We start from the raw sequence: 24,657 nt of genomic DNA, 5'->3' as shown, positions 1-24,657 counted from the left end.
CTACTCCTGGAAAATCAGGCCGGAAAATTTATCAGACCCGAATGCATCCACGGAATCTGCAATAACTTCCCCGGTAACTTGTCCGAAAGGAACCCCGAAGACGATCTGATCTGCAAAGCGCTCAAGGATCCGTGCTTCTGTATTTTCCCGGAACGGCGGGGCGTTCAATACTATGCAACGATCCGGATAACGAGTTTTGAGCTCTTCCATCAGCTGGCGCATACGCACGGAAGAAAACAGTTCAACCGCCGAGGAGGCCTGGGTACCGGCCGGTATTACCGAGAGACGCGCGACACCGCTTGGATAGAGGATGGATTCGATGGCCATCGAACGGTCACTCACAAAATCTGTAACGCCGGCCCTCATTGGGGACGATACCAGGCCCGCCAATTCGTCGCTGTGCGGGTCGCAATCCACAAGCAGTGCCGAGGTGTGCGAATCCAAAGCGAAAGCCGCGGCAAGGTTAAACGCCGTCAAAAGCCCACCTGAGGTATTACCGAGGCTGCTGTACATCACCGCGAAGTTACCTTCCCCGGCACGATTACGGAGCTGGATACGAAGCTCGCGATAGGCATCCATCACTTCTTTATCCGGCATGCCGGAAAAGATTATCTTCCGCTCCCTTAGCTGCTCACGGCTCCATGGCTTCGGGTTGGCAATCAGTGCCAATGACACAGACGAATCATAAAGCGTGGGAGGCTCGTGATTGCTCGTTTCTACCCGGTTCCAGTTAGACTTGTCCCGGTCGGAGGCTGCATAAGGGCGCTCTTTGCGAAAGTTTTCTTCGCGCTTTGCTTCTCCCCGGTCGTGCCCCAGCCGACGGCGTTCGTCCTGGCTTTTCAGAAGCGCATTGTAGAGTTTGTTGTCGTCCATTACTCGCTCTCTCCCCAAAGCCCAAGCACAAACTCGGTTAATTTGTCCACTTCACTGACCAGTTGTTCGGTGGTAACACCCATAATGCCGAACACAAGAAACGCTAGATAAGCCGTCATGAAAATGGCGAGCACACACAGAATTGCGAGTATATCCTTACGTAGTATCCGGTCTTTCCAGGTGCTGCGATAATGGGGTATCGAAGTCAGCACCGGAATGGTTTCCGGCAGGGCCAGTTGCAGCGCGCGGGGCGATCGCACGCGCTGGTCAAACATAACCAGCATAACCAGCAAGCCCAGCACCATGGCGCTGCCCAGGAAGGGCCCGGCAAGGCCGAACTGATAAAGCTGCAGGCCATCCCACTGCGTGGGGTAAGAAGCTGGTTCCTGTATTTTGTAGCTTACGCCCTCGCCCTGTACGTCCAGGGTCATTGAGAGCCGGGCTTTTTCCCGGCTCTGAAGCATGTCTTCGTATACGCCCCGGGTAACGTTGTAGTCCCGGGTCAACTCCGAAAGCTGTGCCTGATTCTCTGCAACCCGCTGGGAGCGTTCAAACGCCTCCTCGAGAAGCCGTTCCAGCGATTCCAGCCGGTTCTTTTGGACGGCCAGGCGTGTGGTGCTGTCCGACAGTTGAATTTTAAGATTTTCGTAAACCGGGTTTTCCATAACCTCGGTGATGCCGCCATCCCTATCGTCATCGGTTTCTGTGTTTACGCGCTTCTCGAGGTCTGCAATCTGCGCCTTGACACTCACCACGTCGGGATGGCGTTCGTGATAACGCAGTAGCAATGAATCGAGTTCCTGCCGCATAGAGACGAGTCGCCGTTCGGCGGAGGTTTTGCCCGGGTCCACTGTTATGCGCCTTACGGGCTGTTCCTCAGCGAGCTGCTGGCGGGTAAGCTGAACTTCAGATTCGGTTTGCTGAATTTCCAGTTTGAGGTTTTCGATTTCGCGCCGCAGGTTTTCAATTCTGGCGAGCACGCTACCCTCGGTACCGTCCTGATTGTTTAATTTGAATTCCTTTAAACGCTGTTCAGCCGCTTCAAGCTGTCGCTGGTAGGTTTCAACCTGGGACCCGATGAACTCAAACGCACCCTGGCTCTCGGTGCGCTTTTTAAGCAGGGTGCGCTCAATAAAGCGGTTAAGCACTGCGCTGAGAACCTTAAAGGACTCGTCCGGGTTTCCACTGGTGTAGGAAAGCTCGATAAAGTTCTTGTTTGATACTTTTATCCCAACCTGGTTGCGCAGGCTATCGATCTTCCCGTTACGAACGATATCGATTTCGTCGCCTCTGATGAGCCCGGTATCCATGGCGACCTGTTCCAGAAAAGACCGGCTTTGCAGCATCTCCCGCGCTTCGTTTACACGATCGATCTGGGTCATCTCAGCCTTGCCCTGGAGCAATGGCTTCAGAATGGTGGGTTGGTCTGCGTAAAGAACAGCCGTGGAGGTATAGCTTTTCGGTATTACATAGCCCACCGTTAACACCCCGACCGTTGCGACCATAAAAATAATCACAGCTGCCAACCTGTGCCGATAAAGCTCGAGCTTCACCGCACGGAGGGTATCAATTATGAACTGGATATCCATCAGAGCTCGCCCCGGAACAGTTGTTTACGAGGAACGCTAATCACGTCTCCCGGCTGTAGCCTGTAGTTGGTGCTCATGTCGCCGTCGGTCAGAATAGCTTCAAGATTCAGGCTGAAGCTCTGGTATTCGCCTTCTATCTGGCGGTGCAACACTGCACGGCGGTCGGCAGCAAAATCGGTAATGCCTCCGGCCATCAGCACAACGTCCAGAACAGTCATGCCGGGCTGAAAGGCGACAGATTGGGGCGAGGCGACCTGTCCGGTAACCCGGATACGATTACGGAACTCTTTGCTGAGCGGGTTGGTAACCATCACGGTCACTTCCGGGGTACGGATAAACTCGCTCAGGGCGTCATCGATTTCAATCGCCAGCTGTTCCGGTTTTTTGCCTTCCGCTTTTACGTCACCCATCAGGGGCATGGAAATATAGCCATCCGGCCGAACCACAATAGACTGGCTCAACTCGGGATTGCGCCATACGTGTATAGCAACCGTATCCCCTACTCCGATTTCATAAGGGTCGGTTTCCAGCTCAGACGCAGGCGGCATTTCCGCAGAAGACTGCAGGCCGGAGCAAGCCGTGATGAACAGCCCCAAAACCGCAATCAAGCCCACCCGCATCAATGTGAAACTAGTCATAAACACCCCCAAACCCATTGTTTTCTTCGTCTGTTTATTATCGGACGCCTTTACCCAGAAGGATTACTTCCACTGTCTGGATCATGATCAGAAAATCCATTAAAAGGCTGTGATTCTTGGAGTAGTATAGATCGTACTCCAGCTTGCCCCGGGCGTCTTCAACCGATGCGCCGTAAGGGTATTTAAGTTGTGCCCAGCCCATTAAGCCAGGTTTTACATAATGCCGGGTATCATAAAACGGAACTTTGTCTTTCAGTTCCGAGACAAACTCGGGCCTTTCCGGGCGCGGCCCGACGATGCTCATTTCGCCTTTGATCACATTATAGAGCTGCGGCAGTTCGTCCAGGCGCGTGTTGCGTATAAATGCTCCAACCCGGGTAACCCGGTCATCGTTAGCCGAAGCCCAGCGCGCTTTGCCGTCTTTCTCTGCATCCTGGCGCATGCTGCGAAACTTGTAGATTCGAAACTCCTTACCCAGCATCCCGACTCGAGTCTGGCTATACAGTATAGGCCGCCCCGTTTCCAGAAACACCGCAATAGCCGTCAGGATAATAAACGGGAGCGTAACTGCCAATAACGTGAGGCTGATGAACAAATCCAGAGAGCGTTTTGCGAAGTCGCGGGTTTTGGAGGCTTTGAACCCCTCCGAAAACACAATCCACGACGGGTGAACCATATCCAGCTTGGCTTTCTTCAACTCGCGCTCATAAAAATCGATACCATTGGTTATGGCAATTCCACGTAACTTGCATTCCATCAGTTGCGGTACCGGAAGCCAGCCACCTTCATTTCGACGCCGTTCCTGTTGCGCTATAACAATCTCCGAAACCCGGTTCTGCCGGCAAAACTTATAAAAATCTTCGGGCTTGGGAAGCAATTTATCAGCTGCGACAGTGCCATTGGGGCTGTCGGCAATGCACCCTATGATTCGCACACCCAGTGCGCACATGTTGTGCTCGTATTCGTCCAATAAGCTGGCGGCGAAACTGCCGTCACCCAGCACAACTACGCGGCGCACCAACTGCTCTGAATCCACTATACGGAGGAATGCCAGGCGCAGCACAATCACTACGAACGATGCGACAATAACGGCCCAGAACAGGTTCGTGCTGCCAGGATCTGCCGTTGGAACCACCAGGTAGAGTAATTTTAGCCCAATCCCCCCCACGAAACAGTAAGCAACCAAGGTGCGGAAAAACAGTGCGGAAACGCTTTCATGAACCATAGCAAGGTAACCACCCATGGCAAGCGTTCCACAGCTCAGGATCAGTGCGAAGAGGTTTGCTGACATAGCGTTCGTATCAACCGACGGATAACCGACACCCGCTATTGAGAGCAGTGGTGAGAGCAAGGAGAAAATTGCGTACAGGGCGAGGAATTCCAGCGCTGCAAGCACCAGATAGGGGATATGAAGATAATGCTTTCGAAACCGTATATAAGACACACTGAACTTCCTTGTTGACTGCACAACGCCTTGCAACAGACCAACATCAGTTTTCCGGCGACAAACGCTCAATCTGACAAGGACCGATCTTCTTACCACCGGTTCTTTTTTCGAGCGGTCCATTCTGCGCTGACCAGACTCTAATCTCAACTCATTGTATCTTTCACCTGCTGAATTTTACACAGTTTCTCTCGCGAAGCGGAACTACTCGCATCCAGAATTGTATTTACACGGTCAGTAAGCGAGAATCAGGTTCTTCGTTATGCATGGAAAGGAGAGCCCGTGCCTGGAAAGGAAACATCCTCACCCTTACACGCCATGAGCATAGACGTAGAAGACTACTTCCACGTTGCTGCGCTTTCCGGCGTCATACGGCCAGAGCAGTGGGACACATTGCCGTCCAGGGTGGAGCAGAATACGGAACGCCTGCTCGCGCTGTTTGACAAGCATCACGTAAAGGCTACCTTCTTTGTGCTCGGATGGGTAGCCGAGAGATTTCCGGCTCTTATCCGCAAGTTGTCCGATCACGGGCACGAGATTGCCTCCCACGGATACAGTCACCAGCTGATCTACAACCAGACTCAGGAGGTTTTCCGGGAAGAAACACTTCGTTCCAAGGCGCTGCTGGAAGACATCACCGGTAAAGCCGTAGAAGGCTACCGCGCTGCAAGTTACTCCATTACCCGGAAGTCGCTTTGGGCACTGGACATACTGAGTGATGCAGGCTTTACCTGGGATTCGAGCATATTCCCCGTGCGTCATGACCGTTACGGTATCCCCGGCTCGCCGTCGGCGCCCTACTCCATCGAAACCGCCAGTGGCGCCATTATCCGGGAATTTCCGCTGACCACCGCCCATATAATGGGGCTTTCCATACCGGCAGCCGGGGGCGGTTATTTCCGCCAGTTTCCCTATCCGGTATTTCGTTACCTGTTTCGCAACGCCTCCGGCTTTGGCGCGAAACCCCAGATGTTTTATCTGCACCCCTGGGAGATAGACCCGGAGCAACCACGTTACAATAACGCAAGCTGGTTCTCACGCTTCCGGCATTATACTAATCTGCATCAGTGCCACGATCGCCTTGAGCGATTGCTTGGGGATTTCCGGTTCGGAACCGTGAGCGAAAGCTATAATGCCTATGAACCAGACAAAACCCTGCTGCGCAGCGATCAGATGATCCGCCTTGCCTGATTCGGGGACAGGAACTGAATATGTATCTGGAATTTTTCGGTCTCCACAGACATCCCTTCCGCATTACACCGGAAGACGACTTTATTTACATGAGCCAGCAGCATTCCCGGGCTTACGTGTACATGTCTTCGGCGATCTGGAGCTCTGAAGGCTTTGTGGTTATCAGCGGTGAAATTGGTTCCGGCAAGACAACCCTGCTGAAGAAGACCATTCGTAACCTCGACAGCAATCTGAAACTGCTCAATATTTCTTACACCAATCTGGAATCCAGGGATCTCTTCAGCCTGATTCTTCGCAAGGCGGGGATAAAGGTGGAGGACGAGAGCAAAGTTGCAATGCTCTTTCAGATTACCGATTACCTGGAAAAAATGGCCACGGCAGGCACCCCGGTGGTGTTAACCATTGATGAAGCGCAGAACCTTACCCGGGAGAATCTTGAAGACATCCGTATGCTGACTGGCATGGAAAGCATGGGCGGGCCGTCAATGCGGGTGATCCTGCTTGGACAGCCGGAGCTGAAACAGGCGGTACTGGATATTCCCCAGCTTGCTCAGCGGGTGAAGCTTTTCTTCCATCTGGAAGGTCTGACCCTTGCTGAAACAACTGAGTATATTGACTACCGGCTTCTGGTTTCCGGCCATGGCGGCGGCAACAAGCTTTTTGATAGTGGCACCGTTCGCGAAATCCACAAGCTGAGCAAAGGCATTCCGCGACTGGTCAATAAGCTGTGTGACGGGATGATGATGTGCGCATACTCCGAAGACAGACCGTTCATCGACCCCCATGATCTCAAATCCATTCGCAAGGATTTGCTGGGGGATGTGCTGCCGGAAAAAGCGCCTAAAAGCACCGAGCTTACGAAGCAGGAACATCCAGGCCCGGGGCATGCCGGATACAACATGGGCGATCTCACGGGCGCAACCACTGCGCTTCTGCGCATGGCGGAAGCGCTGGAGCGAATTGACAACCGGCTGGCGTCGATTTTCCCGGACGAGCAGTCTTCCCGCAGGGAAAATATCGGGGCGCCTGACAACGTCAAACCGTTGTCGCCCGGTCGCAAGTGATGCTTTCTGGCCACTGCAAACCCGTTTAAGCAGTGACCGCCCTGCTATATCATAAACAACCTTGAGAACTCATCAGCCGATGTTTTCTCAAGTGCCCGCTGATTATTACACAGGTCAAATATTTCCTGGCATCGCTGCCCGACAAAACGAGTAGCAACATTGGCCTTGAATTTTTCTTCCAACAGCGGGATCCCCTCTTTCCGGCGCCTGCGGTGGCCGACGGGATATTCAACCTCAACCTTGTCGGTGCTGGAGCCGTCTGTGAAAAACACCTGAATGGCGTTAGCGATGGAGCGCTTGTCCGGTTCCAGATATTCCCGGGTGTAGCGCTCGTCTTCCACGATTTCCATCTTTTCCCGCAGCCTGTCTATGAGCGGATTGGCCTCGTGGAAGCTGTCTTCGTAGTGCTCGGCGTTGAGGTTACCGAAAATCAGTGGTACTGCGGCCATGTACTGCAGGCAGTGATCCCGGTCCGCCGCATTCGCCAGCTTGCCTTTTTTGGAAATAATACGAATCGCCGACTCGTGTGTGGTGATAACGATTCGGTCGATCTCGTCCAGCCGGTCTTTTACCTGGGGATGAAGCGTTACCGCCGCTTCAGCGGCCGTCTGGGCATGAAACTCCGCCGGGAAGGAAATCTTGAACAGAATGTTTTCCATTACGTAGGAACCGAAGTCCTGGGGTAATGAGAACTTGCGTTTATCCTCGGGCTTGAGGGCCTGGTCTTTGTTGGTTTTACTGAAAAGCACATCGTAGAACCCCCACTGCGGAGCGGTCAGCGCGCTTGGAATGCCCATTTCTCCACGCATGGCAATATCCGCGAGGCGAACCGCCCGGGATGTGGCATCACCAGCAGCCCAGGATTTACGGGAGCCGGCGTTTGGTGCGTGGCGGTAAGTTCGCAGGGCCTGTCCGTCTACCCAGGCGTGAGAGAGTGCTGAAAGCAACTGCTCGCGGTTGGCGCCCATTAGCTTGGCGGTGACCGCGGTGGAAGCGACCTTCACCAGTATCACGTGGTCCAGCCCTACCCGGTTGAAGGAGTTCTCCAGGGCGAGCACACCCTGGATTTCGTGCGCCATGATCATGGCTTCCAGAACTTCGCGCATGGTGAGCGGTTCCTTTCCCTGTGCAACGCGTTTCTGGGACAGGTGGTCTGCCACCGCGAGAATCCCGCCCAGGTTATCCGAAGGGTGCCCCCACTCTGCGGCCAGCCAAGTGTCGTTATAATCCAGCCAACGCACGATGCAGCCGATATCCCAGGCAGCCTTGACGGGGTCAAGGCGGAACGACGTACCGGGAACCCGCGCACCGTGGGGAACAACTGTTCCCTCCACAATCGGCCCGAGATGCTTGGTGCATTCCGGAAAGCGAAGTGCCAGCAACCCGCAGCCCAGGGTGTCCATCAGGCAGAGGCGCGCGGTATTCCAGGCTTCCTTGCTCTTCACCCGATAGGTCAGAACGTAGTCTGCAATCCGCTGCAGAACGTCGTCGTAATCGGGTCGCTCGTTGAGATCGAATGTTGCAGACATATCGCTCCTCCTTTCGGGGCTCATGTGGTGATGTTTGTGCTTCGAGGTTCAGGCCTCATCCGGTATGCGAACCCAGCCCTCCATCAGAATGCGCGCGCTTCGGCTCATGATGGCTTTGGTGGCAGTCCACTGGCCGTTCACTTCTTTTGCTTCCGCGCCTACCTGCAGAGTGCCTGAGGGATGGCCGAAAGTCACTGAAGTGCGATCGCCACCGCCCGCTGCCAGATTTACCAACGTTCCGGGAATGGCTGCCGCCGTAGCAATGGCCACGGCCGCCGTGCCCATCATGGCGTGGTGCAGTTTGCCCATGGACAAAGCGCGCACCAGCACATCAATATCGCCCGCGTTGATATTTTTGCCACTGGATGCAGTGTAGTCCGCCGGCGGCGCTACGAAAGCAACTTTTGGTGTGTGCTGCCGGGCGGCGGCCTCTTCAATGTTCTGGATCAGACCCATTTTTACCGCGCCCTGGGCACGGATGGTTTCAAACATCGCCAGTGCTTCGGGATTGCTGTTGATATCATCCTGCAGCTCCGTGCCCGTGTAACCGATTGCCTCTGCATTGATGAACACGGTGGGAATACCGGCATTGATCATGGTGGCCTTCAGGGTACCAACGCCGGGCACGTCCAGTTCATCCACCAGATTGCCGGTGGGAAACATGGAACCTTCGCCGTCTGCTGGGTCCATGAATTCAACCTTCACCTCGGCGGCAGGAAATGTAACGCCGTCCAGCTCAAAGTCGCCGGTTTCCTGCACTTCACCGTTGGTGATGGGCACATTGGCGATGATGGTTTTGCCGATATTGGCCTGCCAGATACGCACAACCGCCGTGCCGTTCTCCGGGATGCGGTCTTTGGCAACAAAACCGCTGTTAATGGCAAAGGCACCTACCGCGGCTGTGAGGTTGCCGCAGTTGCCGCTCCAGTCTACGAAAGGCTTATCGATGCTCACCTGCCCGAACAGGTAATCCACATCGTGATCCGGCTGGGTAGGCTTGGCCAGGATGACCGTTTTACTGGTGCTGGATGTGGCGCCGCCCATGCCGTCTGTGTGCTTCTGGTAGGGGTCCGGGCTGCCGATTACGCGCAACAGAATGGCATCCCTCGCCGGGCCCGGGGTCCGGGCTTTTTCGGGGAGATCTTCCAGGCGGAAGAACACGCCTTTGCTGGTGCCGCCACGCATGTAGGTGGCGGGGATTTTTATTTGGGGCTTGTGGGGCATGTGGGGTTACCTTTGGTGTTTGGTTTTGGGGTTGGGGGTTGTCCTCGCCCCCTCTCCCCAACCCCTCTCCCGCCGGGGGAGAGGGGCTTTACTGCGCTGCTCTCAGGTTTGGGAGTCAAGCTCCCCTCTCCCCTCGCGGGAGAGGGGCCGGGGGAGAGGGGGTAAAAGAACCTGCCACATCCAGTGGCAGCTCCTTCAAGCCGCTCCTTCCGATTGAAGGAAATCCTCAGCAAACCGCTGCAACACACCACCTGCAGAGTAAATCGACAACTCCTCAGCCGTATCCAGCCTGCAGATAACAGGCACTCTCTGCGAACTGCCATCTTTGCGGTTGATAACCAGAGTCAGCGTGGCACCCGGCTCGGGCTTACCTTCCACATCAAAGGTTTCTGTACCGTCAATCTTCAGGGTCTTGCGGGTTGTGCCTTCTTCAAACTGCAAAGGCATAACACCCATACCCACCAGGTTGGTCCGGTGGATGCGCTCAAAGCCTTCGGCAACAATGGCTTCAACACCGGCGAGCGCCACACCCTTTGCCGCCCAGTCGCGGGAGGAACCCTGGCCGTAGTCAGCGCCGGCGATGATGATCAGCGGCTGTTTGCGCTCCATGTAGGTCTCTATGGCTTCCCACATGCGGGTGACCTTGCCTTCCGGCTCGATGCGGGCCAGAGAGCCCTGCTTCACTTTGCCGTTTTCATCCAGAACCATTTCGTTGAACAGTTTCGGGTTGGCCAGGGTTGCCCTTTGTGCGGTCAGGTGGTCACCACGGTGAGTGGCGTAGGAGTTGAAGTCCACTTCCGGCACGCCCATTTTGTGCAGGTATTCACCGGCAGCGCTGTTCATCAGAATCGCGTTGGAGGGTGAAAGGTGGTCGGTGGTGATGTTATCCGGCAACACCGCCAGCGGGCGCATCCCTTTGAGAGCCTTCTCCCCTACCATGCTGCCTTCCCAGTATGGCGGGCGGCGGATGTAGGTGCTCATTGGGCGCCAGTCGTACAAGGGGCTGACGTTGGCGTGGGATTCCTGGGTTACGTCGAACATCGGGATGTAGGTGCTGCGGAACTGTTCCGGCTTCACCGATTCTTTCACGATGGCGTCGATTTCTGCATCATCCGGCCAGATGTCCTTCAAGGTTACGGGGTTGCCGTCCTTATCGTAGCCTAGGGCGTCTTTTTCGATGTCGAAGCGGATGGTTCCGGCAATGGCGTAAGCCACCACCAGCGGCGGAGAGGCCAGAAACGCCTGTTTGGCGTAGGGATGAATCCGGCCATCGAAGTTACGGTTACCGGAGAGCACCGCTGTTGAGTACAAATCCCGCTCAACCACTTCTCTCTGGATTTCAGGATCCAGTGCACCGCTCATACCGTTACAGGTGGTGCAGGCAAAGCCGACCACGCCAAAGCCGAGGTCTTCCAGCTCTGGTAACAGCTTGGCATCGTTCAGGTACATCTCAACAGTTTTGGAGCCCGGTGCCAGGGAGGTTTTCACCCAGGGCTTGCGGGTGAGGCCCAGCTTATTGGCGTTACGGGCAATCAAACCAGCGGCCACCATGTTACGGGGGTTACTGGTGTTGGTGCAGCTGGTGATGGCAGCGATGATTACCGCGCCATCCGGCATTTTGCCTTCTTCCTGCTCCCACTCACTGGCAATACCCCTTGAGGCAAGCTCAGAGGTTGGCAGGTGAGCATGGGGGTTGGACGGGCCAGCCAGGGTGCGTACAACGGTGGAAAGATCAAACTTCAGAATGCGCTCGTACTCGGCGGTTTTCAGGGCATCTGCCCAGAGGCCGGTGTGCTTGGCGTATTTCTCTACCAGTGCCACCTGCTCGTCTTCACGGCCGGTGAGTTTGAGGTAGTCGATGGTCTGGCCGTCGATGTAGAACATTGCAGCTGTGGCGCCGTATTCCGGTGTCATGTTGGAGATGGTGGCACGGTCGCCGATGGTGAGACTGTCTGCGCCTTCGCCAAAGAATTCAAGATAGGCCCCTACCACACGCTCTCGGCGCAGGAACTCGGTCAGGGCCAAAACCATATCGGTACTGGTGATGCCTGGCTGCAGTTTACCGGTGAGCTCAACACCCACGATATCCGGCAGGCGCATCATGGAGGCACGGCCCAGCATCACGCTCTCCGCTTCCAGGCCACCAACGCCTACGGAGATAACGCCCAGGGCATCCACCATGGGCGTGTGGCTGTCGGTACCTACGCAGGTATCGGGGAAAGCGACCTTCTTGCCTTCACCATCCGGGCGCGCCTGGATCACCGGAGACATTTTCTCCAGGTTGATCTGGTGCATGATGCCGTTGCCCGGGGGAATCACATCCACGTTCTTGAACGCTTTTTTGGTCCAGTTGATGAAGTGGAAGCGGTCGTCGTTGCGGCGGTCTTCGATGGCGCGGTTTTTCTCGAAGGCGTCTTTCTCAAAGCCGGCGTGCTCCACCGCCAGGGAGTGGTCCACAATCAATTGGGTGGGCACCACCGGGTTTACTTTGGCGGGATCACCGCCCTTCTCGGCAATGGCATCGCGCAGGCCGGCGAGATCCACCAGTGCGGTCTGGCCCAGGATGTCGTGGCAGACTACGCGGGCCGGATACCAGGGGAAGTCGAGATCCCGCTTGCGCTCGATGAGCTGCTTGAGGGAATCGGTGAGTGCGTCCGGATCGCAGCGGCGAACCAGCTGTTCCGCCAGGATTCTGGAGGTGTATGGGAGTTTGTCGTAGGCGCCGGGCTGAATGTCTTCTACGGCCTGGCGGGTGTCGAAATAGTCCAGGTCGGTGCCTGGCAGGGGTTTGCGGTAGTTGGTGTTCATTTGAATTCTCTTGATTGGAATATGGTGGCTCCCCCTCTCCCCCGGCCCCTCTCCCGCGAGGGGAGAGGGGAGACAAGATCGCCATTCCGGGAGTGAGAGTGGGCTGGATGCTTTGTTCCCTCGCGGGAATCTTTAGCCCCTCTCCCCTCGCGGGAGAGGGGTTGGGGAGAGGGGGGGGAAGCAAAGGCTTCCTCTCAACTCACATCACGCCCGCTTCTCAATCGGCAGCCACTCAGCATGCTCCGGCCCGGTGTAATCCGCGCTCGGGCGGATAATCCGGTTATTGGCACGCTGCTCTTTCACATGCGCCGTCCAGCCGGAAACGCGGGACATGACGAAGATTGGGGTGAAGAGTTCAGTCGGAATGCCCATGAAGTGGTACGTAGATGCATGGAAGAAGTCGGCGTTGCAGAACAGTTTTTTCTCACGCCACATGACTTCTTCACAGCGCACGGATACCGGGTAGAGCACCGTATCACCTACTTCCTTGGCCAGTTTTTCCGACCACTTCTTGATGATCACGTTGCGGGGATCCGACTCGGTATAAACCGCGTGGCCGAAGCCCATGATCTTTTCCTTGCGCGCCAGCATGCCCATCAGGCCTTCTTCGGCTTCTTCTGGCGTTTTGAATCTCTGAATCAGCTCCATGGCTGCTTCGTTGGCACCGCCGTGCAGCGGGCCGCGGAGGGTTCCGATGGCGCCGGTTACGCAGCTGTGGATGTCAGAGAGTGTGGATGCGCACACGCGGGCGGTGAAGGTGGAGGCGTTGAATTCGTGCTCGGCGTATAGAATCAGGGATACGTTCATTACCCGTTCGTGCAGTTCGCTGGGCTTTTTACCGTGCAGCAGTTCGAGGAAGTGGCCGCCAATGGAGTCCACATCACTGTCTGTTTCAATGCGTACGCCTTCGTGGGCGAAGCGGTACCAGTAGGTGATGATGGAGGGAAACAGGGCCAGCATGCGGTCGATTTTATCGTCCTGCTGGCTGAAGTCCTCTTCGGTTTCCAGGTTGCCCAGCATGGAGCAGCCGGTACGCATTACATCCATGGGGTGAGCGTCTTTGGGAATCTGTTCTAGAACCGCTTTCAGGGGGGCAGGCAGCCCGCGAAGGCTTTGCAGTTTCTTCTTGTAGGCATCCAGTTCCTGCTGGTTCGGCAGTTTGCCGCGCAGTAGCAGGTAGGCTACTTCTTCAAACTGGGCGTTGTCTGCCAGGTCACTGACGTCGTAACCGCGATAGGTCAGGCCGGTTCCGGTTTTACCAACGGTGCACAGTGCGGTTTCACCAGCAACCTGCCCGCGAAGGCCTGCGCCACCTGTTTTTTTTGCTTCAGCCATGGTGCTCTCCCTTTATGATTTATGATTGATCGGGTTTCGTTCGGGAACCCGATGACTCAACACTCGGATATCAGCTTTTGGACTGCTGGAACAACTGGTCCAGCTTCTGTTCGAAATCGTGGTAGTTCAGGTAATCGTAGAGTTCCATACGAGTCTGCATCAGATCAACTACGTCTTTCTGATCACCTTTCTCCAGAATGTTCTGGTACACGGTTACCGCGGCTTTGTTCATGGCCCGGAATGCGCTCAGCGGGTACAGCACCATGGCGGCTCCGGCTTCACCCAGTTCTTTACGGTTATAAAGCGGCGTCGCGCCAAATTCGGTGATATTCGCCAGAATGGGTATGTCACCCAGAGCTTCAGAAAATGCCTTGTAGTGCTCCAGCTCGGTAACCGCTTCCGCAAAAATACCATCTGCGCCGGCTTCGATGCAGGCTTTGGCGCGATCAATGGCCGCTTCCAGGCCTTCTTTCTGGAAGGCGTCGGTGCGGGCCATGATGAAGAAGTCTTTGTCTTCCCGGGCGTCTACGGCGGCTTTGATGCGATCAACCATTTCCTCTTTGGAGACAATTTCCTTGTTGGGGCGGTGCCCGCAGCGCTTCTGGGCTACCTGGTCCTCAATGTGCACGGCCGCAGCGCCGGCACGCTCCATTTCCCGGATGGTGCGGGCAATATTGAACGCCCCACCCCAGCCTGTGTCGATATCCACCAGCAACGGCAGGTCGGTTGCTGCGGTGATGCGGCGCACGTCTTCCACCACATCGTTCATGCTGGTCATGCCCAGATCCGGCAGGCCATAGGAGGCGTTTGCCACGCCGCCGCCGGAAAGGTAGATCGCCTGGTGCCCGACTTTTTCCGCCATCATGGCGGCGTAGGCGTTGATTGTTCCCACAATCTGCAGGGGCTTGTTGTCTTTGAGGGCTTTACGGAAACGGGCGCCCGGGGAGAGCTTGCTGGACATGTTATTTTCCTCTCTTTTCAGATAGCAAATGAATTCAGATAGTTAAAACGCCTTCCTTTATTTTTTTCTCAATGTTTTCGCGGGCAGCGTTGATGTGCCTTTTCATCAGAAATTCTGCGAGTTCACCATCACGCTGGGCAATGGCTTCCACAATCCGGCGGTGTTCGCCGAGGGCGCGATGGGGGCGACCGGCGGAGGTGCTCAGCCGATAGCGGTACATTCGCACCATATAGTAAAGATCCCCTAACAGCATCTGGGCCAGTTTGGTATTGCGGCTGCCGGTGGTAATGCGGTGGTGAAAATCGTAATCCCCTTCAGCCTGGTAATAGGCCTGCCCATGGGCTTCTTCGATCATGGTTTCGTGGCCATCCAGAGTGGCCTGAAGGTCCGCAATTTCCTGATCGGTCATGCGTTCGGCCGCCTGGCGAGCTGCCAGGCCTTCCATGACTTCGCGTATGCGATACAACTCAACCAGTTCTGCTGCACTTAACGATACAACCTTTACACCTGCATGAGGCCTGCGCACCAGAAGCCCGCGGGACTCAAGCCGGCCAAGTGCTTCCCGAAGCGGGCCGCGGGTGAGTTCAAAACGCGAACAAAGGTCCAGCTCACCGATTTTGTCTCCTGGCGCAAGTTCCCCCTTCACGATGGCCGTTTGCAGACAATCAAAAGCCTCATCGGCGCGGGTATAGGTTTGAGCGTTGGTATCCAGCATGGTTTGTCGACAATATTGGGCGATATTTCGGAAATCTACGCTTTCAACCCAATATTGTCAACAATTACTGATTTTGATTGTTAACAATCCAGGAATGATGTGTTCCTACCACATCAGTAGAGCTTGCGCTCGGAAACGGGAGGCGGTGAATACTGGTAAACCCAGGTTTCGGTAAGCGGCTCGTCGCCGAGGCGCAGGTACAGCCGGATATCGATGGGTTCTTCTGATTCGCCCGGAACCAGATCAAACATCGCCCTGTATCCGTTGATTGCAGACAACGGGCGTGCCGAGGTTATTTCCACCTCGCCCCGGCTGGCACTGATAACGGCTTCCACTTCGGCGTCGTCACCCAGCATTTCGAGCATCCCCCCGGCAAAATCCACGGCAAATCGCCAGGAGAAATACTCCCGTTTCTGGCCAACGACACCACCCAGGCCGGTTCGGGTTGCCTGCACAGTGGCAAGCTCCTGCGGCCTGACCGGCGCACGTTCACCCCAATGCAGGCGGTAGGCATACAGATATTCCTGCCCGGGCTTCAGCGGCTCCTCGGGGTGCCAGAAGGCAACGATGTTATCGAAGGTTTCATCCACCGTCGGAATTTCCACCAGATCAATACTGCCCTTGCCCCATTCGCCTTTTGGCTGCACCCATACGCTTGGGCGGCGGTCATAGAAAACACCATCGTCCTGGTAGTGGTCAAAGTTGCGATCGCGTTGCAGCAGGCCAAATCCTTGCGGATTGTTATCGCTGAAACTGTTAAAACGCAGATGAGCCGGGTTCTCGAGGGGGCGCCACAACCACTCGCCACTGCCTGATAACATCGCAAGGCCGTCGGAATCGTGAATTTCCGGGCGCCAGTCGTACCCCATACGCCGGTTGTTTTCACCAACCTGATACATACTGGTTAAAGGAGCGATGCCGGCCCGGTTGATTTCCTGGCGCGGGTAGAGCGCGACGTCAACATCCATCACCATGTTGCGACCCGGATCCAGCACAAAAGCATAGGCTCCTGTAGTACTGGGTGAATCAAGCAGCGCCCACACCCGCATTACGTGGCTGCCGGGTTTGGGTTTCTCCAGCCAGAAGGCGCTGAAGCGGGGGAATTCCTCGTCGCCGTCAATGGCGGTATCAATCGCCAGCCCTCGGGCAGACATGCCGTATTGCATCTCCGCACCCACCGCGCGGAAGTAACTGGCGCCGAGAAACGCCGCAAGGTCCAGGGAAAAGTTGGTTTGATAATGAAGGCGAAACCCGGCATAGCCGAGGTTGCCCGGCAGGTCACCAAGGGGCTGTTCACCCTGGTAATCAAAAAAATCCGGGTTGTAGCGAAGCATGGTGGCTTTGCCATCAACCACCTCATGAATCTGTACTGGCGACTGAAAATACAACCCCAGATGAAAAAGCTGCACCTGGAAGGCGGTGTCGCTATCGGCCCATAACGCGTGATCTTCCTGGAACCCGATTGCCTGGTAGTCGTCCCAGGAGAGCTGTTTCAAACTCTGGGGCAGCTCGCCCTCATGGGAAATGTAGGGATGGCCGGCCAGTTCCCTGGCATAGCCTTTCAGCCATGCGTAGCTGAATGGTTTCCCATTAACGCCGGAACTGAGCTCCGATTCCTGTGCCCAGACCAAAGGCGCCAGGGGCAAGGCACTGGCACCCACTCCTGCTATCAGGGTTTTTATCAGAGTTCGTCGATCCATAGCCTGCGTTCTCCTCTGTTAGCCTGTTTGCTGATCTATAACCTTAACCGGCCTATGGCACGGCCCCAGAAACTGTCCGGGGGTGCCCGCCAGGCGCCTTCGTGCATTACTCTGAGCGACTCCCGGTCCCGGGCAATCTGGCTCATTTCGGAGCGTGAAAGAACATCCGGCCCCTCCGCAAGGCAACGCGCCACACAGGATTCCAGCTCGGCCTTGCGGGACCCCCGGCGGTGATCCCATGCCAGTGCCTGGTGCAGGCGGTTGTGATCAAGCCTGAGCACAGCCTGTTCAAGCGGTGTAAGGGTGGAGTCTGTCTGCTCCCGTGAACGAAACCGAATCGCGTCTTCAAGCAGTGTCATGGTTTTGTTTTCTTCCGGTATCAGCAGCAGGCGGCGATTCTTCAGCGCCTGGCCAAGCGAGTTCCGGCTGAGGTACACGGCGGTAGGCGCGGCCAGAATCAGGGGCAAGGCCACGGGCAAAGACCAGAAGAAAAACATGGTGTCCAGGCTCCAGGCAAAGGCCGACCAACCGGCACCCAGCAGCATTCCCGGCAGCTGGGTTATCAGCGCTTCCTTCCAACTCGTTTCCTCGGTGCGGTTCTGCCCCGCCCACTGCAGTGATACATTCAATAATGCCGAGAGCACGTAACGACTGTGTGCCCACATGCGCACCGGCGCCAGCAGAACCGAAATGACGATTTCCAGCAACACGCTGCAGAACAGCCGGAACAGCCCGCCAAAGTCTTTCGTGAGCCGGTGAATAACCGCATCAATAATCGCCAGGAACTTGGGAAAGAAAAGCAGCGCCAGGGTACTCAGGGCCAGGCCGAGGGCCCACTCTGGCCGCCACTCTGGCCACAGTGGGAACAGGCCCTGATGCCCTTCCGGGAAATACTCGATGGGTGACAGGGTCATATTGGCCGCTTCAATGGTGGTAAGAATCAGAAAGCCGAGCCACAAAGGCGAAGCCACGTAGGCCATTATGCCGTTAAGAAAAGCCATCCGGTGCGCAAAACGCAGGCCTGGCTCCCGCAGCATAATCCACAGGTGCTGCAGGTTGCCTTTGGCCCAGCGGCTGTCGCGGGCGAGTTCATCTGCCAGGGTTGGCGGCGACTCTTCGTAGCTTCCCCCCAGACCCGGCTCCAGCCAGACTTCGTAACCGGCGCGCCCCATATAGGCGGCTTCCACAAAATCGTGGCTCATGATCGGGCCGCCAAAAATCCCGAACCCGGGGAGTTTGCGCAAGCCACAGTGCTTCATGAAAGGTTCTATACGGAGGATGGCGTTATGGCCCCAGAATGCCGCATCACCCATTTGTATGGCCGCCAGCCCGGTGGCAAACAAAGTAGAGTAGAAACGATTGGCAAATTGCTGAATCCTTGCAAACAGCGACTGCCCGTTGATGATACTGGGGTTGGTCTGCAGAATGCCCACGGCAGGCTCGAGCTGCATTAACCGCACCATGCGAACAATGGTACTGCCGCTCATCAGGCTGTCGGCATCGAGCACCACCATATAGGTACTGCGCCTGCCCCAGCGGCGGAGAAAGTCCGCAACGTTGCCGCTTTTGTAATTCAGGTTTACCGGGCGCCGGCGATAGAAAATCCGGCCTTCACCTCCCAGTTCTTTCGCCAGCTTGCTCCACGCCGTCTGCTCCTCCAGCCAGACGTCCGGGTCCCGGCTGTCGGAAAGGATGTAGAACTCGAAGTGCTCAATCTGCCCGGTGCGTTCAATGTCCCGGTACACCGCCTTCAACCCGCTGAGGGTCCAGTGAACCGGTTCATGGTAAATAGGCAGCAGTACAGCGGTTTTTGCCAGGGGCGTTTTCAGCAGTTCCGCCTCTGTGTGGCGTTTGAGCATGGAATGGCGATCACCGCCCGTTAGCCTGATCACAAACCCGAACACGGCTGTCCAGAACCCGACGGCAATCCAGGCGTAAAGAATGGCAAACAACACCAGCATGCCAAGTTCCAGAGCGGTCCCGCCATGGTATGGCAACACCCAGAGCAGATAATAGGAGGCCACTGCGGTCTGGCCAAACACAAACAGCATCAACACGGCACGGCGAAGATTGGCAATACCTCGCCAGCGGTGTTCCGGGGCGGCGCGGGCAGCGGTGCTATCCATTACGGCTGTACCCGATGCTACCCCGGTATAAAGGCGGTGTCGGCGTGGGAATCCGTGCTTCCGGCAGAACAAAATACTCGGGTAACCGGTCCATGGCGTTATCAAGAAGCACCTGCCCGGTATTCTCGCCAACCGTGGCAACAGCGTCATCAATCAGCTGAAGCATTTGCCGGCAGCGCTCACTGGTCATCTCGACACCTGCTTCACACAGATAGCTGTACAAACGGCTGAATACATCCTGGAAGGAAATATCTTCCATGCCTGTCTCCTTGCACGTTATTTACCGCCGGAAGTTTCTACGACGACTTACCACGAAGATCCGTTGAGGGCCCCAGCCGATAGGTCCATGTCTCGGTAACCGGCTTATCGTCCCTGGCAAGGGACCCTCTTAGTGTGAGTGGCTGGTCAACCGCCGGTTTTGCCAGAATGGACAGCCGCCACACATCAATCGCCTCGATGTACTCAACAAAGTGCTCGATAACCTCTACACCCTCGCCGCCACTCACCTGGCTGACAATAGCGGAGTTCGGGCGCAGCCCGGCAAGCTCGCCACCTTTGAAGTCAACAATCAGCCGCAGCGCTTCGTCAGCGTTATCCCCCCGGCTCTCTTTGCCCACAAAGGTACTGACAGCACGAGCGTTTGGTTGCCCGGTGATTTCCGGCCCACCAAAGAGCACGGAGTAATTCACCCGCCGGCTCTCTCCTGCCTTAATCGGCTGAGCCGGCTTGAAAAATGCCACGATGTTGTCGTTAGTCTCTGCCCGGGAGGGAATTTCAACAAGCACCACCTCCCCTTCTCCCCAGCCTTCTTTGTTTTCACCAGTCGGCTTTACCCACATGCTCGGGCGGCGATCATAGCGGGCTTCGTTATCCTGAAAATCTGCGAAGCGGCGGTCCCGTTGCATCAGGCCAAATCCATCAAGATCCTGAACATGATGATAGCTTAGTTGCAGTTGCGCCGGATTAACCAGTGGCCGCCACAACCACTCCCCGGTTTTGCCATCCTTCACTAGCAGCCCGTCGGAATCATGCACCTGCGGGCGCCACTCCCCCAGGGGCCTGAGGGTGTTTTCCCCGTAAAAGAACATGGATGTAAGCGGTGCCTGGCCCAGTTGCTCAATATCATCCCGGAAAAAAAGCTCGGCACTGACGTTCATGCGGGTGTGCTCGCCCGGACGGATCTCGAACCGGTAGGCACCAGTCAGGCTTGGGCCATCCAACAGGCCATAGACCACCATCACATCGCTATCCGCCTTCGGGCGCTCCATCCAGAAATCGGTGAATGCCGGAAATTCCTCCCCGGACGGGAGGCCGGTATCAACCGCGATTCCCCGCCCGGACAGCCCGAAATTCTGGTTTGCACCCACTCCCCGGAAGTAGCTCGCTCCGCCAAACACCAGAAACTGGTTTTGTGTTCCTGCGCCAGACAAGGGATAAGTTAACTTGAACCCGGCATAGCCAAGGTTGGCGGGAATCCGTTTTGCCAACTCGGGGTTCGGGTACTCAAACCGGTTTTTGTCAAATTCGACGGGGTGTACGCCTTCGCTATCAATGACATTAAGCTGCACGGCCTGGGAGTAGAAGCTGCCCTGGGGAATCATCATCACCTGAAACCGGGATTTGCCAGAGCGCCACAGGCTGTCTTCGGGCCTGAACCGGATCGACTGGTAGTCGCTGTAGCTGAGGTTTTTGAGAAAGTCCGGTGCCTGGGTTGGCGCCTCATATTTTTCCCCGGCACGGGTTTTGGCTTTTTTGATGACGTCGTCAAAGCCGAACGCCAGGGCGTTACCGGAAACTCCGAACAGAATAAGAAAGGAAAATACTAACCCCTGCAGGCGTAATCCTGACATGTCAAAACTCCTTTTAGGCCTGGATACAGATGTAACAACAGCTACACTGCGGCCTCAAGTGACATCTTGGTAAGGGCGGGACTGGCAGGGATCAGATGCCGAGCGTAATGGAGAAGGAAAGATCCGGGCTGGAAGGCATGAGGAGTGCAGTGTTGGATGCATTGAGCATTTGCCCGATGCTTACATCCGCATGAAAATCACGGGAATAGAGCTGGAAAGAAATTTCGCCGGTACTGGTGCTGCCAAACCGGTCAGACTGTGCCGCCGAATAGGGTGCCCAGCCCTGCAGCAGGGAGATTGTGATGGACGAGTTCAGCTCCGATGCAAAGGGCCAGTGATAACCGGGGCTGCGGGCATTCATCCACAACAGACCTCCTTCCGGCACCCGCACGGACTGGCCACCAAAACCCCGCATGAGGCTTGGGCCTGCAATGGTCAGGTACTCAGAAGACGGCAAATCCCCGGGGGCAAACTGGTACCGCCCGTTAAGCCCGAGGTTCCAGCTCAGCACTTCCCGGCTGAGGGAAGCAGAGAGAGCCAGTTTGTGGAAACCATCTGAATCACTTGTGTAGCCCGATTGGCTGACTGTCTCTTCGGAATCCAGCCCCCCCATGGCAATGAGTGTTGTGGAGGCATAAAACCCGCCAAGCAACTCCCGTGATGCGCTGCCTTCGAGGCCGAAGCTTGAAAGCTGATGGGTGGAATCCTTAACCCATACGGCATCTTCAAAAGCACTGCTGCTGCCGCTGGTGTGGGAAACAACGCTGCCAATTTCCATTCCCTGCCAGGACCAGAGAGAACGGCTGCCGGTAATCCGGAGATCGCGTCGTTCGCCACGGGCATCGAAGCGCTGCCCCGACTCGCTGATGGCACCCGCATAATCCCTGTCTTCCAGATCAATACGGAAATTGCCACCTGCAATGGGAAATGAGTAGCGGAGCGCAAGCGTCGTGGATTCAGCGTTACCGTCGCGCACAACGGAATCGCTGAAATCAAGCCCAAGTATGTGCTGAGACCAGATCAGGTTGTTGCTGGTCAGATTGAGGCGCCCGTTTGCCTTGTCGTTGTTCTGGCTGGAGTTGCCGCTAAACTCGACGTGGGAAGCAACGTACCGGGTAACCGACTGGAGAAGATCCGCAGGATACAGATCCCACAGAGGGGATCTGGCCCGGGGCCCTTCGCTATCGGCAAGAGCTTGACCGGTAACCATGCCCGTGATTATGGCCAGGAGCAGAATACGTCCCACTAAACAGCCTCGTTGAAATCATTAACCGGAATTACGGTAGTTTAAAAGTGCCCGCCCACTCTAAAAAAAGGCAGCAAAACAATCCACCGAAAATTTCCAAAATTTACAATTTTAATGTTCGCTAAAACAGCAGGTTATAACGATAACTGAAAATTTACTTTAACACTGGCAAGCACTTGGCTGAAACCGGTCGTGCGAAACTGCCGATTACAAAACGTAATGAATTCCGGCTACGCTCTCCAATTGACGGAATATCTTGGTAAACTCGCGACATTCCATGGAATGCTGCTGCTGTATAGCAGTACCAGCCAGGTTACGAAATCCGATGAAAAGGACGAATGCGATGATCAAAAAATGCCTGTTCCCGGTTGCCGGTTATGGCACCCGCTTTTTGCCGGCTACCAAAGCGATGCCCAAGGAAATCCTGCCTGTTGTTAACAAGCCGCTGGTGCAATACGGCGTTGAGGAAGCCGCCGAAGCCGGCATCCACGAATTCGGTTTTGTAACCGGTCGCGGCAAAAGGGCAATCGAAGACCATTTTGACATCAGCTATGAGCTCGAGCACCAGATTGCCGGCTCCGGAAAGGAAGACCTGCTAACCTCCATACGCGAACTGATTGATCACAACACCTTTGCGTTTACCCGCCAGGTTGAGATGAAAGGCCTGGGCCATGCTATTCTGAGTGGTCGCAACCTGATGGGTGACAATCCGTTTGCGGTTGTGCTGGCGGATGACTTCTGTGTTGGCCCCGGTAACGGCGAAGACGGCGTTATGGCGCAGATGGTCAGGCTGTACAACCAGTTCCGCTGCTCCATTGTGGCTATTGAAGAAGTGCCGGCGGATGAAACTCACAAGTACGGCGTTATTGCCGGCGAATCCATGAAAGACGGCCTCTACCGCATCACCGACATGGTTGAGAAGCCTGCGCCGGAGGATGCCCCGAGCAACCTCGCCATTATTGGCCGTTACATTCTCACACCGGATATTTTCGATATTCTGGAGCGCACGCCTGCCGGCAAAAACGGTGAGATCCAGATTACCGATGCGCTGCTCGAACAGGCCAAGAATGGCTGCGTGCTGGCCTACCAGTTCAAAGGCAAACGCTTTGACTGCGGCAGCATTGACGGGTTCGTGGAAGCCACCAACTACGTGTACGAGAATATCTACAAGAAGCAGAAATAACGGGAGCTTGCTCCGGGTCTTTCAGTCAGTCTCGGTCAGTTGCCCAGAATCTGCAGAATCATGCGCCGGTTCTCTGCTGTTGTCTTGCGGAACCGGCGCAACAGTTCCGCCTCTTCATCTGAAAGCTGAACCCGGTTTATCTCCTGCTCCAGTTCTTTCAGCGCCCTGGAGAGATCATCGCTGCTACTGAATGCCAGCCCAGGCAGTTCAAGCTGTCCACAGTTTCCCGGTTCCGCAAGATCCAGCAGGTCTTCCAGAGGGGTTTCGGTTTTTATACAGAAATCCAGCAACTCTGACACATCCGGGTAGGTGCGCTGCCTGGCATCTGTGGCTTCCCAGCTAATAACCTGCGCCTCTTCAACGCCACAAAGCTCTGCCACGTCCTGGCAGGATAAATGCCCTGCCTCACGCATCTGCCGCAACCGGCGGTTGAATGTCTGCAGGTAACGCATGGGTTTCGCCTCTGCAAAATTGTGCCTGATCCGGAAATGTAACGTACATACAGCTTTAAGCACAATCTGCCTAAACTGATTTGAACAGAACTGGACCTGTTCTTGGCTTTGTGTAAGCCCTGGACCACATAACAAAGTGCAGGGTGTCAGATTCCCGCATGGTAACTGGCCCAGGCATTGGGCGATTCCGCCAGAGTCACTTTCAATGCACAAATGGCATTTGCGCTCTCCCCCAGACGCCCGGAGTGGATGGCTGCGGCCATGCGGTCAAATACTTTCTTTGCCATGAATTCGGTGGTCGTATTGCGGCCCTGGAAATCCTCGAAATCATCCAGGTTCTTCAAGTTGAACTCACTAAGAACCTGTTTCAGAACCGCCGACGCCAGCCCGATATCCAAGATCAGATCGTCTTTATCCAGCTGATGACGTTCGAATGTAACATCTACCACATAAGTGGCTTCGTGGGTTTTTTGTGCCTGACGGAAGACTTCTCCGGTAAGGCTGTGGGCGATCGTCATGTGATCGCGAACGGTAAGGCTGAACATGACTGACTCCTTAATAGTTCATGCAGTGACACAGCGTATCACCGCCATTCGCAAGAATCCGGCTCACCGCTTCACGCATCTGTTCCAAACGGGTTCGCTGTCGTATGCAATAACCTGTTCCTGAAACTATAGTTGTAAATACCCGATCAGCACAGATCTGGGCAGGATCGCAACCCTGATCAAG

General features: G+C 55.7%; 20 protein-coding genes. 3 read left to right on the top strand and 17 right to left on the bottom strand.

Annotated features, from left to right (window positions below; all coding sequences use genetic code 11):
* Genes CDH48_RS07425 through CDH48_RS07410 form a run of 4 tightly spaced genes read right to left on the bottom strand, consistent with a single transcriptional unit; the run spans window position 1 to window position 4,544 of the window.
* Entirely contained in the window at window positions 1-873 is an 873-nt protein-coding gene (locus CDH48_RS07425; RefSeq protein ID WP_100688068.1) for a P-loop NTPase family protein, read from the bottom strand.
* Window positions 873-2,462: an XrtA system polysaccharide chain length determinant gene (locus tag CDH48_RS07420; protein WP_100688067.1), complete on the bottom strand. Its 1,590-nt coding sequence runs from the start codon at window positions 2,460-2,462 to the stop codon at window positions 873-875. Before CDH48_RS07420 ends, CDH48_RS07425 begins: the two co-directional genes overlap by 1 nt.
* Window positions 2,462-3,100 carry an XrtA/PEP-CTERM system exopolysaccharide export protein gene (locus CDH48_RS07415; RefSeq protein ID WP_100688124.1) on the bottom strand — a complete coding sequence of 213 codons (639 nt, stop codon included), beginning with the start codon at window positions 3,098-3,100 and terminating at the stop codon, window positions 2,462-2,464. Before CDH48_RS07415 ends, CDH48_RS07420 begins: the two co-directional genes overlap by 1 nt.
* 37 nt (window positions 3,101-3,137) lie before the next feature.
* Window positions 3,138-4,544 carry a TIGR03013 family XrtA/PEP-CTERM system glycosyltransferase gene (locus CDH48_RS07410; RefSeq protein ID WP_100688066.1) on the bottom strand — a complete coding sequence of 469 codons (1,407 nt, stop codon included), beginning with the start codon at window positions 4,542-4,544 and terminating at the stop codon, window positions 3,138-3,140.
* A 318-nt stretch (window positions 4,545-4,862) separates the two neighbouring features.
* Between CDH48_RS07410 and CDH48_RS07405 the strand changes: the two genes are divergently transcribed.
* Window positions 4,863-5,735 carry an XrtA system polysaccharide deacetylase gene (locus tag CDH48_RS07405; RefSeq protein ID WP_100688065.1) on the top strand — a complete coding sequence of 291 codons (873 nt, stop codon included), beginning with the start codon at window positions 4,863-4,865 and terminating at the stop codon, window positions 5,733-5,735.
* A 20-nt stretch (window positions 5,736-5,755) separates the two neighbouring features.
* Entirely contained in the window at window positions 5,756-6,799 is a 1,044-nt protein-coding gene (locus CDH48_RS07400) for an ExeA family protein (protein ID WP_100688064.1), read from the top strand.
* A gap of 44 nt (window positions 6,800-6,843) precedes the next feature.
* On the opposite strand, the gene prpD is transcribed toward CDH48_RS07400, so the two are convergent.
* From prpD to CDH48_RS07345, 11 genes are all read right to left on the bottom strand, one after another.
* Window positions 6,844-8,328: a 2-methylcitrate dehydratase gene (gene prpD / locus CDH48_RS07395; protein ID WP_100688063.1), complete on the bottom strand. Its 1,485-nt coding sequence runs from the start codon at window positions 8,326-8,328 to the stop codon at window positions 6,844-6,846.
* 48 nt (window positions 8,329-8,376) lie between these two features.
* The gene (gene prpF, locus CDH48_RS07390) at window positions 8,377-9,552 is read right to left on the bottom strand and encodes a 2-methylaconitate cis-trans isomerase PrpF (RefSeq protein WP_100688062.1); all 1,176 of its coding nucleotides are present in this window, start codon (window positions 9,550-9,552) and stop codon (window positions 8,377-8,379) included.
* Between the two features lie 195 nt (window positions 9,553-9,747).
* Complete coding sequence (acnD, locus tag CDH48_RS07385) at window positions 9,748-12,360, bottom strand: Fe/S-dependent 2-methylisocitrate dehydratase AcnD (protein ID WP_100688061.1); 2,613 nt, start codon at window positions 12,358-12,360, stop codon at window positions 9,748-9,750.
* A 204-nt stretch (window positions 12,361-12,564) separates the two neighbouring features.
* A complete protein-coding gene (prpC, locus tag CDH48_RS07380; protein ID WP_100688060.1) occupies window positions 12,565-13,695 on the bottom strand; it encodes a bifunctional 2-methylcitrate synthase/citrate synthase in 1,131 nt (376 codons plus the stop codon).
* A 70-nt stretch (window positions 13,696-13,765) separates the two neighbouring features.
* Window positions 13,766-14,656 (bottom strand): methylisocitrate lyase, encoded by an 891-nt coding sequence (prpB, locus tag CDH48_RS07375; protein WP_100688059.1) that lies wholly within the window; start codon window positions 14,654-14,656, stop codon window positions 13,766-13,768.
* A 34-nt stretch (window positions 14,657-14,690) separates the two neighbouring features.
* Window positions 14,691-15,371 (bottom strand): GntR family transcriptional regulator, encoded by a 681-nt coding sequence (locus tag CDH48_RS07370; protein ID WP_100688058.1) that lies wholly within the window; start codon window positions 15,369-15,371, stop codon window positions 14,691-14,693.
* 113 nt (window positions 15,372-15,484) lie between these two features.
* Window positions 15,485-17,071, bottom strand: a complete 1,587-nt coding sequence (locus CDH48_RS07365; protein ID WP_100688057.1) for a glucan biosynthesis protein — start codon at window positions 17,069-17,071, stop codon at window positions 15,485-15,487.
* Window positions 17,072-17,106: 35 nt separating this feature from the next.
* Window positions 17,107-19,197 (bottom strand): glucans biosynthesis glucosyltransferase MdoH, encoded by a 2,091-nt coding sequence (mdoH, locus tag CDH48_RS07360; RefSeq protein ID WP_100688056.1) that lies wholly within the window; start codon window positions 19,195-19,197, stop codon window positions 17,107-17,109.
* Complete coding sequence (locus tag CDH48_RS07355) at window positions 19,190-19,456, bottom strand: hypothetical protein (protein ID WP_100688055.1); 267 nt, start codon at window positions 19,454-19,456, stop codon at window positions 19,190-19,192. The genes mdoH and CDH48_RS07355 overlap by 8 nt, the downstream gene beginning before the upstream one ends.
* Before the next feature lie 37 nt (window positions 19,457-19,493).
* Window positions 19,494-21,047 (bottom strand): glucan biosynthesis protein G, encoded by a 1,554-nt coding sequence (locus CDH48_RS07350; RefSeq protein ID WP_100688054.1) that lies wholly within the window; start codon window positions 21,045-21,047, stop codon window positions 19,494-19,496.
* A gap of 91 nt (window positions 21,048-21,138) precedes the next feature.
* Window positions 21,139-22,293 carry a ShlB/FhaC/HecB family hemolysin secretion/activation protein gene (locus CDH48_RS07345; protein WP_100688053.1) on the bottom strand — a complete coding sequence of 385 codons (1,155 nt, stop codon included), beginning with the start codon at window positions 22,291-22,293 and terminating at the stop codon, window positions 21,139-21,141.
* 343 nt (window positions 22,294-22,636) lie between these two features.
* Here CDH48_RS07345 and galU point away from each other — a divergent pair, with 343 nt between their 5' ends.
* Complete coding sequence (gene galU, locus CDH48_RS07340; RefSeq protein WP_100688052.1) at window positions 22,637-23,476, top strand: UTP--glucose-1-phosphate uridylyltransferase GalU; 840 nt, start codon at window positions 22,637-22,639, stop codon at window positions 23,474-23,476.
* A 35-nt stretch (window positions 23,477-23,511) separates the two neighbouring features.
* Here galU and CDH48_RS07335 read toward each other — a convergent pair whose 3' ends face one another.
* Together CDH48_RS07335 and CDH48_RS07330 are read right to left on the bottom strand one after the other, a co-directional pair.
* Entirely contained in the window at window positions 23,512-23,928 is a 417-nt protein-coding gene (locus tag CDH48_RS07335; protein ID WP_100688051.1) for a helix-turn-helix transcriptional regulator, read from the bottom strand.
* A gap of 146 nt (window positions 23,929-24,074) precedes the next feature.
* Window positions 24,075-24,473, bottom strand: a complete 399-nt coding sequence (locus CDH48_RS07330; protein ID WP_100688050.1) for a 6-pyruvoyl trahydropterin synthase family protein — start codon at window positions 24,471-24,473, stop codon at window positions 24,075-24,077.
* Between the last annotated feature and the right edge of the window lie 184 nt (window positions 24,474-24,657).

Origin of the sequence: Marinobacter aromaticivorans (genome assembly GCF_002806975.1) — a bacterium.
GTDB lineage: Bacteria > Pseudomonadota > Gammaproteobacteria > Pseudomonadales > Oleiphilaceae > Marinobacter > Marinobacter aromaticivorans.
This window is presented reverse-complemented; position numbering and strand designations above follow the sequence as displayed.

Excerpts from the sequence above, each read along its gene's own strand:
- CDH48_RS07425 (WP_100688068.1), bottom strand. The coding sequence starts at position 873 with ATGGACGACAACAAACTCTACAATGCGCTTCTGAAAAGCCAGGACGAA.
- CDH48_RS07420 (WP_100688067.1), bottom strand. The coding sequence starts at position 2,462 with ATGGATATCCAGTTCATAATTGATACCCTCCGTGCGGTGAAGCTCGAG.
- CDH48_RS07415 (WP_100688124.1), bottom strand. The coding sequence starts at position 3,100 with ATGACTAGTTTCACATTGATGCGGGTGGGCTTGATTGCGGTTTTGGGG.
- CDH48_RS07405 (WP_100688065.1), top strand. The coding sequence starts at position 4,863 with ATGAGCATAGACGTAGAAGACTACTTCCACGTTGCTGCGCTTTCCGGC.
- CDH48_RS07400 (WP_100688064.1), top strand. The coding sequence starts at position 5,756 with ATGTATCTGGAATTTTTCGGTCTCCACAGACATCCCTTCCGCATTACA.
- prpD (WP_100688063.1), bottom strand. The coding sequence starts at position 8,328 with ATGTCTGCAACATTCGATCTCAACGAGCGACCCGATTACGACGACGTT.
- prpF (WP_100688062.1), bottom strand. The coding sequence starts at position 9,552 with ATGCCCCACAAGCCCCAAATAAAAATCCCCGCCACCTACATGCGTGGC.
- acnD (WP_100688061.1), bottom strand. The coding sequence starts at position 12,360 with ATGAACACCAACTACCGCAAACCCCTGCCAGGCACCGACCTGGACTAT.
- prpC (WP_100688060.1), bottom strand. The coding sequence starts at position 13,695 with ATGGCTGAAGCAAAAAAAACAGGTGGCGCAGGCCTTCGCGGGCAGGTT.
- prpB (WP_100688059.1), bottom strand. The coding sequence starts at position 14,656 with ATGTCCAGCAAGCTCTCCCCGGGCGCCCGTTTCCGTAAAGCCCTCAAA.
- CDH48_RS07370 (WP_100688058.1), bottom strand. The coding sequence starts at position 15,371 with ATGCTGGATACCAACGCTCAAACCTATACCCGCGCCGATGAGGCTTTT.
- CDH48_RS07365 (WP_100688057.1), bottom strand. The coding sequence starts at position 17,071 with ATGGATCGACGAACTCTGATAAAAACCCTGATAGCAGGAGTGGGTGCC.
- mdoH (WP_100688056.1), bottom strand. The coding sequence starts at position 19,197 with ATGGATAGCACCGCTGCCCGCGCCGCCCCGGAACACCGCTGGCGAGGT.
- CDH48_RS07355 (WP_100688055.1), bottom strand. The coding sequence starts at position 19,456 with ATGGAAGATATTTCCTTCCAGGATGTATTCAGCCGTTTGTACAGCTAT.
- CDH48_RS07350 (WP_100688054.1), bottom strand. The coding sequence starts at position 21,047 with ATGTCAGGATTACGCCTGCAGGGGTTAGTATTTTCCTTTCTTATTCTG.
- galU (WP_100688052.1), top strand. The coding sequence starts at position 22,637 with ATGATCAAAAAATGCCTGTTCCCGGTTGCCGGTTATGGCACCCGCTTT.
- CDH48_RS07335 (WP_100688051.1), bottom strand. The coding sequence starts at position 23,928 with ATGCGTTACCTGCAGACATTCAACCGCCGGTTGCGGCAGATGCGTGAG.
- CDH48_RS07330 (WP_100688050.1), bottom strand. The coding sequence starts at position 24,473 with ATGTTCAGCCTTACCGTTCGCGATCACATGACGATCGCCCACAGCCTT.